Raw genomic sequence first — 11,145 nt, 5'->3', positions numbered from 1 at the left:
GAGAGATAGAATGATTAATGGAGTGGCTATAAAATAATCCGACCATTATTTGAGTTAGTTTCAATTCTTAGATATAGTAAGGTAACTGTGTATGTATAATTAAAATGATTATAAATGGCTGTTTACTACCATATGAGTCATTAAAACCGTGTCAATTATTATAGGAAAGGAAGTGTTTAATATCAACAGAGTTAAGACAATAGTAATTTGTTTAGCTATTGTACTATTTTTTTTACTTGGTATTAGCTTTTTTGAATTTTTTGTTTTGAGATTACTAGGGTTACAGTATAATTCAATGGGGGCTTTAGTGTTCTTTTTTGTTTTATATTTATTACTTGAAATACCTCTCTCTTTAATATCAAATGCGATACCCAAAGCATTGTATTCTGTTGGTATAATTCGATCTAGTAAAGGGTTGCTATCATTTTTATTAGATACAGGATTGACTTTTACCTTAATTAATTTACTTGATACTTTTATGGGGAACATTAAGATAGAATGGCAAGGTGCAGTTATATTTTCAATAATAACTGGATTTATTAGTTGGAAATTAAAAGAGACGGATGAAGAACCACCAACAATTGATAGTGAAGAATTCGAGGAAATAGAAGAAAGAATGAATTCCAAATAAAAATTGTATTTTTTTGTAAATATCGAAGAAAAAGAATCATTAATGACAGAATATTCATTTTATTGCATAATAGAAACATAGATTTGATCGAAGGATGTGTAATTTAAATGATATCATTGTCTTTATTAATCTCTTTTTTAGGCGCATCAATCATTCTTTGCATAATGCCAGGCCCTGACAATTTGTTTGTGTTGGCACAAAGCTTAACGCAAAGTTGGAAAGCGGGAGTTTATACAACATTGGGATTGTGTACGGGGTTACTGGTTCATATATCGGCAGCAGTTCTTGGGATATCGGCAATTATTTATCAATCAACGTTTATTTTCACCATTGTAAAGTTTGCCGGAGCAGCTTATTTAATCTATTTAGCATGGCAGGCATTCCATGCTAAGGAGGATCCTTTTACCATCCATAAACAAAACAAAATGGCATATAAGGATTTATATAAAAAAGGAATTTTGATGAATATATTGAATCCGAAAGTTTCCTTGTTCTTTTTAGCACTATTACCTCAATTTATAAACCCAAATGCTGGGCATGTTTCTCTGCAAATGTTTACTCTAGGCTTTGTCTTTTTAGTGCAGGCGTTTATATTATTTTGTCTCTTCAGTATATTTGCGAGTACGTTACGAAAATGGCTTATTGGAAAACCAGCTGTTGCAAGACGTCTAAATAAGATACAAGGCACACTCTTTGTATTAATTGGATTAAAAATAGCTTTTAGTGAAAATTAATAGGAATAGCGTTAAGGCAATTAATGATGATCAATGCCATTCTTAATATACAAAAATGCAGTTGGATGAAAAATCTTCTCCAACTGCATTTTTAGTTCATCTATTTTTAAAAAGGTGTATAGAAATTAATCGTATAGTACGGAACATTATTTGCATCAAAGGCAACTCCGACACCAACATGGGTTAAATCGGGATTTAGGATGTTTTTACGATGGCCGAGACTATTCATCAGTCCTTCATGTGCAAAAATACTACTATATTGTCCGTAAGCAATATTTTCAGCATACATTCTTTCTTGATAACCAGCTGCTTGCATTCGTTCGTGCGGTTGGCTTCCATCGCTTCCGGTATGAGAGAAGAATTGATGGTCAATCATATCTTGGCTATGTTGACGTGTTTCTGCGGTGAGTCCTTTATCGTATGCTAATGGTTTTAAACCAAACTCAACGCGGCTTTCGTTGATCAGTTCAACCATTAACGCTTCATATCCTGCTCTCAGCTTATTGGATGCCTCGCCATAATAGCCGTCTTTTTGCATTTCAACACTTTTCTTTATATATTGGACAGAGCGTAACTTATTGTTATTGTGTACATCAAAGAAGAACGTCACGAAATAACCATCGATAGGATAGACTAATTGTTCCTTGTTATTTTGAAGCTGATAAATGTCGTTTCCTTTTCTGATATTTGTTAACGGTTTACCAAGCTCAGCTTTTAATTGGCTATAAGTTGTTTTACCAGTAGTTGCACCGAAAATGGTACGGCCTTTCCCGGCTATATATCCACCGTTTTTATCAGGAAGTTTTAAAGTGAAGTTTTTGTATTGTTGTTCGTACAAATGCCAATCTTGACCATACTCACTTGCAACTGTCATTTTCCTAGCGTTCGTTGTTTGAGGAATGTTCGTATCTGCTACTTTTCTTTCCTTATTTTGCTCCTCAATGACTTCTTTTTGTTTCTGTAGTTTTTCGACCGTTTCCTTCGTTTGTGTTTTTATAGTTTCGGCGGCGGTTGAAATTTTTTCCTTCGTATTTGAATCCATCTCTATATCTTGACTGAATTTATATCCAGCAATAATGACAAATAGTAAAAACAGTACTTTTAAAAGTTTGCTCATGTAATCTTCTCCTAATTTACTTCTAATCGAATTATATAATTAAAGTCTGCTGTTCGTCATTATTAAGATATTGATAATTAAAGAACGGGATTTATTGATTAGAAAATTGGAAAATAAGTTATTGTAGAATAGCAGTAGCAGAAGATATTCCTTAAAAAGATCAATTATAAAATTTTTCTAATGTTAAAAAATTCTCTTATTAACACAGCGAATTGTGTAAATGGTAGACCTAGATGCCACGAGCCGATACCTCTTAAACGCCGATCTGTAATGAGTTGCAGTTTTTGGGCAAGCGCTCTAGCATCTTCAAACCAGACAATATGTCGTTTTCCTGCTTCATCCCAATAAGTGAAGAAAGGTTGTTGATATTCGGCTGAATACGAAATAGGTACGTTATTATCCATGGCTGTTCTATAGGCATCTGCCACGGAAAGAGCTCTTGCACTTTCTACTGAGCCATTTGACATTGTCCAGTCATAGCCATATCGAGGGGTTCCAAGAATTACTTTGTTAGCTCCCATTGTTTCAATGGCATAGTCGACCGTCTTTCTTACTTCGTTGAACGGCGCAACAGGTCCAGGTTCACTTCCTGCTTCGTGCCAATCATAAGCCATGAGAAAAGCAAAGTCGACTACGGCACCTATTCCACCATAATCATATCCTTTATTCCATTCCGGTTCTGTTGCACTGGTTTTATAAGGAATTGCTACTGATAAAGAATATCCTTCTGGTTTTATGCGATCTCGTAATTCTCTTAAGAAAGTTGTGTAATTATCTCTTTCTGATTCAGGCACTAATTCAAAATCGATATTGACGCCTGCGTAATTTGTACTTGTCAATAATAGATAGATATTTTCAATAAGATTTTGTCTTAGAGAAGGGGAGGGTAGAATTTGACGCAGAATAGCAGAGCTAAAGCCAGTACTTGTTAAGTTGGTAATGACAGCAATCGGTGCAACATAATTTTCTCGAGACAGATTTACGATGCCTTGATCGTTAAGTGGACTTAAATCTCCATTGGCATCTACATGATGTTCGAAAATACCATAGTAGGTGGTAATTGGCGCAAAAGTTCGTGTTATCATTTCATCATTTTCGGGCGTAGTAGGGAAGATATAACCAAAGCTGTATGCGTTATATTTGACTCTAGGAGGAAGGTAAAGTAGTGTTCCAACATTTAGCATATTAGATTGAAGACCATTATAAGCTTTAATCCGATCAACTGGTACCATAGCCATCTGTGAAATCGTATATAAAGAATCACCAGGTTGAACAATATATTGGTCAGTAGGAATTAGTAAATCTTGACCGGGAACTATTCTGTCGGAAGATAATCCATTTGTAATTCGAATGCTATCCATTGTCACATTAAACTTATTGGCAATAGAAAAGATCGAATCACCATAATTTACGACGTAGATAAACAAAGAACCGCCACCTTTATATTAGTCGTCTTTATAAGGATATGCTTCAGATTTTAGATGGGCATACATATTTGAAAAAATTTTTTAAAACTATATGTAAAGTTTTAGTGGGTAGGAAGAGGGGGTACGATTAAATGAGGAAATAAAGGAGTAACAATTAATGATTTACATCAAAAATTGATACTCACAATATTAGTGTGATGGATGATATGTATCCATAATTATAAGAAATTGTTCTAACCATTTTAGCATGATCGAACTATCTTGATACGTCACGCTTATCGTTAAATTCCCTTCCATTGATACAATAAATAAATCAGCGAGGCTTTCTGAATCCTTCTCGCTATATCCTGCTTTGGCAAAATATCCTTGAAAAATCGCTTTCCAATAATCAAACGTTTCTATACATTTTTGGCGTACAGCTTCACTAATACTAGAAGATTCAAGTGCGACTAAACCGATTCGATAAGCTTTACGATTACTATCCATTACTTGAGTTGCAATATGCTTTACATAGTTAGCAACAGCCATTTTTATAGGATATTTATCAAAGATTTCTTGCATTTCTTCGGCTGCATTTATTTTAGTAGATTCTAAAAATGCAAGTACGATTTCCTCTTTACCATTTGGAAAGTGATAGTAGAGTGAACCTTTTGGGCAACCACTGACTTCAATAATCTCATTAATACCTGTTGCATGATATCCTTGCGATTGAAATAAATAAGAAGCAGCATGGATGATATTTTGTTTTGCGTCCTTTTTTGTCATCGCTTACACCTCGCTCTTAATAGATTTATCCTACATCTTAATAGGTAGTATGTCACTAAAAAATAAAGTGAAAAATAAATCTAATTAAAAACAACACATTTTGTAGGAAGTATGACCTCCACAAATGGAAGTTTTACTTAATCATAAGACATTTAAAATTCGTAGGTCAATCTAAATATACTTCCTCTGTTTACAAATATAGTAAAAAGACTACTTCTAATTATGATTGAAGTGGTCTTTTCGAATAGGAAACTATTATTTTACTAATTGTCCGCCTTTTTTTAAGTATTTAATCATACCTTCAGTTGCATGGTAAGTAAGTGCACCTAAAGTTGTTGTTGGGTTAGTTGTTCCGAAGTGAGGGAATGCAGATGCTCCGCAAACGAATAGATTTTCACAATCCCACATTTGTAAATATTTATTGACTGCAGAAGTTTTAGGGTCATTCCCCATGATAGCGCCACCAGCATCATGTTGGTAAGTGAAATTACCACCAAAATGTTCAGGCATTACGTGTTTGTCAATTTTAGAAGCACCCATTTTTTTAAGGACGCCTGCACATTTTTCGACTAAAAATTCATTTAAATTGCGGTCTTGGTCTGTGTAGTCAAAAGTTGCACGGATTAATGGATCACCATATGCATCTTTGTAATTAGGGTCAAGATCAAGATAGTGTTGTTTCCAAGGCATAATACCGCGTTGAGCGACAACAGAAATTTGACGGTTTGAATATTTTAAAGAAGCTTTTTTAAATTCTTTTCCCCATGTTGGTGTGCCCATAGGAACCGCATTATTACTAATTGGCTCATTTCCAAATTGGTGCATCTCAATTTGACCACCATGGATGAAGTCAACGTTTGAATGGTCAAAGTTATCAACAGTAAAGTCAGAACATGCCATTCCTAGAGCACCAGTACCGATGTATAAATTGAATTTTTCATCATCAAAGAAACCTGTAGCACCCATAATGGTATGGTGGTCACAGTAGTTTTTCCCGATGATACCTGTTCCAGTTTTAGGATTATAAGGTGTGCCAATTCCTGATAAAAGCAATAAACGAACATTATTAAATGTATAACTTGTTAGAACGACTAAATCAGCTGGTTGTTCGTATTCGACACCAGTGCGTGTATCGCGATAAAGGACACCAGTTGCTTTCCCGTTTTCATATAAAACACGAGTTACTTCTGAATTTGTACGTAATTCGAAATTGCCTGTCTTTTTAGCTGTTGGAATAACAGTAACAATTGGATCAGCTTTTGCGCCATATTCACAGCCATAGTTACCACAGAAAGAGCAATATTGACATGCGCTTAGCTGTTCACCATCAGGGTTTTTATAAAATTGAGAAGCAGTAGCAGATGGAACAGTATATGGATGATATCCAAGGTCTTCACATGCTTTTTGGAATAGTTTCATAGATGGTGTTTTTCTCATTGGAGGGTTAGGGTAATCTTTTGATCGTTTACCAGCAAGAGGGTCAACTTCTCCAGAAATTCCAGCCATTTCTTCAAATTTAACATAATAAGGTTCTAGTTCATCATAAGTAATGCCCCAGTCTTGAATAAGCATGTCTTTTGGAATTTTCTTCTTACCATATTTTTTTTCTGTTAGTGTACGGATTTCGAAATCATATGGATAATAACGGTGAGTTTGTGCACCCCAGTGAGCGCCGCCGCCCCCAGTACCTTCACCAATTGTTAGAGAAGCGATATTACGTACGGGCTTTGCAACTTCATTTAAATTATTACGGAATGTAATCGTATCTTTGTTTAGTTTATGCATTAACTCTTTGTGTACAGTATATTTTACTTCATCATGACCGTGAAGGTAATCTTCAGTGGTACGTTCCTCACCACGTTCTAAACCGACTACTTTAAATCCGGCTTTTGTTAATTCAGCTGAAACAATACCGCCTGTCCAGCCCATACCTGTAGTGACAACATCCACTTTGGGTAGTTTTTTTACCATTTTAAGTTCCTCCATTTATGTAAGTTATTATTTATGACTTGCTAAGCTGACCGGTTGCATTTTAATAAATTTTTCTTCTTCAATAATATTGGCATATGACATTTGTGCACCTGGATATTCTTTCATTTTCCATCCAGCCATATTTTTGTTACCACCATAAACTGGATCACAGTAACAGCCTTCTAGTGTCATTTCGCGAAGTAATGCAAAGAAGATGGCGGAGTTGACTAGACGCATTTTCACTTTACCTTGTTCAAATTGTGTTAAGATTTCAATTTGTTGATCTTCAGTAAGCTCTTTGAATAATTTTTTGTGTTGAGTATTACTTACTTCGTTTAGACGACGAACGCCTTGCAAGATGATATCAGCATTGTAAAGGGGAGCTTCACCTTCTTGGAAAGGTATTTTCATATAGTCGTTAACATTATGGCCATAACTACCTGCTAGTTGTTTATCGATATAGTATGGAACGCCTAGTTTAATAGCACCTGGTCCATTTTCATCCTCTGGATAAATAGCCTCAGTAGCAGCACTTAATGCATCAAAATCTGAACTTCTTTTGAAAAATTGAAGTGCTTCAGAATAATCCACTTTAGTTGTTTTCGTTTGTTTTTTTTCTGTAGAAGCCTTACCTGTAAGTAAAGAAGTAACGCCACCACCAACGATTAGACCGCCCAATGCAACTCCTGAAGTTTTCAGAAATGCACGACGTGAAGTTGAATCTACATTTTTCTTATCAGCCATCTCAATACCTCCATTAAAATAAAAAATCATTTCATGACATTAATTTTCATAAAATTGATTTGTGCAATTTAAATAATAGACCGTTCACTATAATTAGTCAATAATGCTTAAGCAATTTGTCATATTAATAGGAAAATAATATCGATTCTAATGTACTTAGTTAGTAGGAAGGTTTTTATCAAAATATAGCGAAATAAATAAAACAGTGACGCAAAAATAAAAAAGTAGCGGTGATTATTTGGAGATAATAATGTATTTTGTCATATGTTATTTTATAGGTAATTTTATGACTGGCTGGATTGTTGGTAAATGGTATGGAGTATCCTTGCAGAACGAGAATAGTGGAAATGTGGGAGCACGTAATGCCGGGCGAACGCTTGGTAAACTAGCATTTTGTTTTGTTTTCTTTGGGGATGCATTAAAGGGTGTTGTGGCATTTTTATATGGTAAATATTTAGGGCTTGATGAGATGATTATTTCTTTTGGTGTTTTATTTTGTATTTTAGGGCATCTTTTCCCAATATTCCTACGTCTTAAAGGAGGAAAGGGCGTAGCAACAATGATTGGAGGATTGATCAGTTTAAATCCAATCCTATTTTTAACATTAGCTATCGGTACGATCGTAGCATTACCTTTTACCAAAAGTTTAACCAAAAGTATGGTGTTTGGTTTTATCGTATATAGTGCTTCAATTTTTCTGCTACATAAACAAATGTACTTCCCGATAATATTTGCTTTAGTAATGATTACTTGGAAACATAGAGAAAGCTTAATGATAAGGTGGAGATGACGATGTATTGGTGTAAAATTGCAACAACTGATAAGGAATTTGATGAGATAGCAAAACTAAATTACGAAACATTTGTAGAAGAGATTCCTCAACACCAATCAAATGAAGAAAGAAGATTGGTTGACCGATTTCATGATGAAAATACATACTTAGTTGTTTATAAAGATACAGAAATGGTAGGGATGTTAGCTTTTCGTGATAAAAGGCCATTTTCATTGGATGAAAAGATTGGAAAAGTAGAGTTGAAACTTGACAAAGAGGTATGTGAAAAGCTTTGCGAAATTCGGTTGTTAGCTGTTAAAAAAGACTATCGAAATGGTCGCGTGTTTAGTCAATTAGCAAAAGCAATTTATACTTACGTATATAACAAGGAATATTCAGCAGCAGTTATTTCCGGAATTACAAAAGAAGAAAAACTATATCGACGGTTAGGATTCCAACAATTTGGAGAAATGATTGGAACAGCTGAGGCGACATTTTTGCCAATGATCTTAACAAGGGAAAACTGTGATGTGATGAGTGAACAAATACGATTGAAGCAACATAATTTCTTTCCTGGTCCAGTTGAACAACTTCAACCTTTAGAACATACTGGAACATCCCATCGATCGACCAAGTTTTTCACTCTCTATAAAGAGATGAATAACCAATTATTGCATCTTTCTAGTGCAAAATACGTTACCCCCTTCGTTGGTACAGGTACATTAGCAAATGACGTGATGTTAGGGCAAATCAAAGCAGATTTTAAAGATTCCAAAGGTTTAATGTTAGCAAATGGAGAGTTTGGTGAACGGCTAATAAGACAAGCGGAAAATTGGAAGTTATCATTTGATAGTTGTACGTATAAATGGGGAGAGGCTTTTAATTTACTAGAATTAGAACAACATTTATGTACTGGGGAATATAAATGGATTAGTTTTGTACACGGAGAAACTTCAACTGGAATGTGCAATGATTTAGAACCAGTATTAAAGTTAACAAGAAAATACAATGTAAATGTTTGTGTAGATTGCATCAGCACCTTTGGGGCATTTCCTTTTTCAATGGAGCAGTTATATTTAGCAACAGCTGTAAGTGGAAAAGCAATTGGTGCATTAAGTGGTCTTGTATTTGTCTTTTTAAATCAAAAACCAGGTACTAATGATGCACCATTATATGTAAACTTGGAACATTATTTTAATCATCCTGTTCCTTTTACATTACCTGCGTATTTGGTTTCGAATACACTCTCGGCATTACAGATGTACCCAACGCGTTTTGATACTCTTAAATCACGCTTTGACCAATTACGTAATTCTCCTTTTTCACAATATTGTATTGTCGAAAAAGCAACTTATCCAATGATTGTTACGTTAAAATTACCCAAAGCGCTTTCTAATTTTAGCGAAGATGCAAAATTGAATGGATTCTTGTTGCATGACGAAAGTTCTTATCTTAAAAAACATAATATTGTTCAGATTTCTGTTATATCCATTGGTTTTGAAAAGATTTTTGAAAGATTAAGTGAATTCTTCAATCTTTATCAAGAAGTAATAGAAGGATAATTGTCCAGGTTTCTTAGTCATGTTTTTTAGGTAACTAATTTTTAAAACAGGGCTAACGTGGAGGGCTAGTCACCCACTTTTCATATATTACTTTATGATGAAAGGAGGGATTTAATTGACTTCGCCTCAAAATTTTCCTGGAAGACCTTCGATGCCTCCACCATTTGGACCACCGGGAGGGCAACCAGGATTCCCAGGGGGTTCACCGGGATTCCCACCAGGATTTCCGCCGGGAGGGCAACCGGGTTATCCACCAGCTTTTCCACCAGGAGGGCAACCAGGTTTTCCACCAGGAACACCAGGAGGAGGTCCAACTGGACAAATGCCAACTGCGGCACCACCAGCATTCGCACCTGCAAGGGATTCAAGCAGACAAGGATCTAGTGGAATAAGCTCATGTTTGTTTAGGAATACGTATATCTGGACCTTTGGAGGAAGTAACTTCTGGTTCTATCCTATTGCCGTAACAAGAGATCAAGTAATGGGCTATCGTTGGAGTACTCGTAACAATCGTTGGAGTTTCAGAATTATTAGCAGAAATAATATTTGGTCATTTCAATGTTTTAGATAAAAAGGTTGAAAGAGCTGCGCAATTAATAGTTGTGCAGCTTTTTTGGTTGGATGCGGAAAGTCTATATGCATTAAAATGGATACAACAGTTGAATTTGAATATGGAGGAATTTATATGGAAGAAAGTATACAAACTGCAATAGAATTACGAAATAATGGTTTCTATAAAAAGTCAAATTTACTTTTAGTAGACTTAGCTGATCAATTTCCAAATAATGCTCAGATCCATTATCAATGTGCATGGAGTTTCGATGTATTAGGTGAAGAAGCAAAAGCAGTTCCTTATTATGAAAGAGCCATAAGTCTAGGATTAGATCATGAAAATCTCGAAGGTGCATTACTAGGATTAGGCAGTACATACAGAACATTAGGTCAATACGAAAAATCAGCCCAAACCTTTCAAAAAGCAATCCAACTCTTTCCTTCAAACAAAGCCATTCAAGTATTTTTTGCTATGACACTATATAACCTTGAACAACATCAAGAATCAATGGAATTATTATTAAAATGCATAATCGAAACAACAAAAGATAAACAAATATTGGCATATAGCAAAGCAATCGAATTTTATTCAGATAAATTGGATGAAAAATGGAAATAATTGATGGGGAAAGATGGTTGGATTTGCCGCTAGGGAAGTGAGTTGTGTAAAAGGGAGTTCGAGTTGTGCAAAAGGGAGCTTGAGTTGTGCAAAAGAGGGTACGAGTTGTGCAAAAAGGAGTTCGAGTTGTGCAAAAGGAGCTGCGAGTTGTGCAAAAGGAAGTGAGTTGTGCAAAAGGAAGCTTGAGTTGTGCAAAAGAGAATTTGAGTTGTGCAAAAGAGGGTACGAGTTGTGCAAAAAGGAGTTCGAGT

11 protein-coding genes are annotated in these 11,145 nt (G+C 35.2%); 6 read left to right on the top strand and 5 right to left on the bottom strand.

Features of this window, described 5'->3' with window-relative positions; genetic code table 11:
• The first annotated feature begins 148 nt into the window (after positions 1–148).
• Positions 149–631, top strand: a complete 483-nt coding sequence (locus tag D1606_RS17245) for a YrvL family regulatory protein (RefSeq protein WP_233548162.1) — start codon at positions 149–151, stop codon at positions 629–631.
• 110 nt (positions 632–741) lie between these two features.
• A complete protein-coding gene (locus D1606_RS17240) occupies positions 742–1,365 on the top strand; it encodes a LysE family translocator (RefSeq protein WP_119417256.1) in 624 nt (207 codons plus the stop codon).
• 106 nt (positions 1,366–1,471) lie between these two features.
• On the opposite strand, the gene D1606_RS17235 is transcribed toward D1606_RS17240, so the two are convergent.
• The 5 genes from D1606_RS17235 to D1606_RS17215 form a co-directional block, all read right to left on the bottom strand.
• Complete coding sequence (locus tag D1606_RS17235) at positions 1,472–2,482, bottom strand: CAP domain-containing protein (RefSeq protein ID WP_233548161.1); 1,011 nt, start codon at positions 2,480–2,482, stop codon at positions 1,472–1,474.
• A 164-nt stretch (positions 2,483–2,646) separates the two neighbouring features.
• On the bottom strand, positions 2,647–3,909 hold the full coding sequence (locus D1606_RS17230) for a glycosyl hydrolase family 18 protein (protein ID WP_119417254.1): 1,263 nt from the start codon (positions 3,907–3,909) through the stop codon (positions 2,647–2,649).
• Between the two features lie 189 nt (positions 3,910–4,098).
• On the bottom strand, positions 4,099–4,674 hold the full coding sequence (locus D1606_RS17225; RefSeq protein WP_119417253.1) for a TetR/AcrR family transcriptional regulator: 576 nt from the start codon (positions 4,672–4,674) through the stop codon (positions 4,099–4,101).
• A 255-nt stretch (positions 4,675–4,929) separates the two neighbouring features.
• Positions 4,930–6,645 (bottom strand): GMC family oxidoreductase, encoded by a 1,716-nt coding sequence (locus tag D1606_RS17220; RefSeq protein ID WP_119417252.1) that lies wholly within the window; start codon positions 6,643–6,645, stop codon positions 4,930–4,932.
• 27 nt (positions 6,646–6,672) lie between these two features.
• A complete protein-coding gene (locus D1606_RS17215; protein ID WP_119417251.1) occupies positions 6,673–7,389 on the bottom strand; it encodes a gluconate 2-dehydrogenase subunit 3 family protein in 717 nt (238 codons plus the stop codon).
• Positions 7,390–7,639: 250 nt separating this feature from the next.
• Between D1606_RS17215 and D1606_RS17210 the strand changes: the two genes are divergently transcribed.
• The 4 genes from D1606_RS17210 to D1606_RS17195 all read left to right on the top strand — a co-directional run bounded on the left by D1606_RS17210 (position 7,640) and on the right by D1606_RS17195 (position 10,894).
• On the top strand, positions 7,640–8,179 hold the full coding sequence (locus D1606_RS17210) for a glycerol-3-phosphate acyltransferase (protein ID WP_119417250.1): 540 nt from the start codon (positions 7,640–7,642) through the stop codon (positions 8,177–8,179).
• 2 nt (positions 8,180–8,181) lie between these two features.
• Positions 8,182–9,723, top strand: coding sequence for a GNAT family N-acetyltransferase (locus D1606_RS17205; RefSeq protein WP_119417249.1), 1,542 nt, complete (start codon positions 8,182–8,184; stop codon positions 9,721–9,723).
• A 115-nt stretch (positions 9,724–9,838) separates the two neighbouring features.
• Complete coding sequence (locus tag D1606_RS18880) at positions 9,839–10,294, top strand: hypothetical protein (protein WP_158582421.1); 456 nt, start codon at positions 9,839–9,841, stop codon at positions 10,292–10,294.
• 114 nt (positions 10,295–10,408) lie between these two features.
• Positions 10,409–10,894, top strand: coding sequence for a tetratricopeptide repeat protein (locus D1606_RS17195; protein WP_119417248.1), 486 nt, complete (start codon positions 10,409–10,411; stop codon positions 10,892–10,894).
• Positions 10,895–11,145: the final 251 nt, after the last annotated feature.

The organism is Rummeliibacillus sp. POC4, assembly GCF_003576525.1.
GTDB lineage: Bacteria > Bacillota > Bacilli > Bacillales_A > Planococcaceae > Rummeliibacillus.
Note: the sequence above shows the minus strand (reverse complement) of the source record. Positions and strands in the feature narration are given on the sequence as shown.

Bases quoted from the DNA above. Each gene is read 5' to 3' on its own strand.
- D1606_RS17235 (WP_233548161.1), bottom strand. From the start codon at position 2,482: ATGAGCAAACTTTTAAAAGTACTGTTTTTACTATTTGTCATTATTGCT.
- D1606_RS17215 (WP_119417251.1), bottom strand. From the start codon at position 7,389: ATGGCTGATAAGAAAAATGTAGATTCAACTTCACGTCGTGCATTTCTG.
- D1606_RS17195 (WP_119417248.1), top strand. From the start codon at position 10,409: ATGGAAGAAAGTATACAAACTGCAATAGAATTACGAAATAATGGTTTC.
- D1606_RS17210 (WP_119417250.1), top strand. From the start codon at position 7,640: ATGTATTTTGTCATATGTTATTTTATAGGTAATTTTATGACTGGCTGG.
- D1606_RS17225 (WP_119417253.1), bottom strand. From the start codon at position 4,674: ATGACAAAAAAGGACGCAAAACAAAATATCATCCATGCTGCTTCTTAT.
- D1606_RS17205 (WP_119417249.1), top strand. From the start codon at position 8,182: ATGTATTGGTGTAAAATTGCAACAACTGATAAGGAATTTGATGAGATA.
- D1606_RS17220 (WP_119417252.1), bottom strand. From the start codon at position 6,645: ATGGTAAAAAAACTACCCAAAGTGGATGTTGTCACTACAGGTATGGGC.